This window comes from Salinimicrobium oceani (assembly GCF_012037645.1).
Window position 1 is genome coordinate 1 of record NZ_JAAVJR010001649.1, and the last position, 284, is coordinate 284.

General features: G+C 38.7%; 1 pseudogene. It reads right to left on the minus strand.

The annotated features are described in order from the left end of the window. A pseudogene (locus tag HC175_RS23460) lies at positions 1-284 on the minus strand (oligopeptidase B); the annotation flags it as partial.

Consider the following 284-nt stretch of genomic DNA (forward strand, 5'->3'; position numbering starts at 1 on the left):
TTTCATATTGTATTCTATGGTGGAAACAGGCGTGGTAAAGGAAGAATACATATAACGGAGTTTGTTGGTATTGAATTCCGGATTCATTGAGAAGGAGGCCACATAGGCCGGTTCTTCGAATTTTAAATAATGTTCATCTTTTGTGTTTTGATCAATGATGCGCATTTGAGTCAACGCATTGCCTCTCTCATTAATCACCAGGTAATTGTCAAAAACTTCGATTCCCTGTAGGAGTACATTTTCGCGATGAGGAATTACCTCTTTCCAGTTTTTCTTAGCAGTGG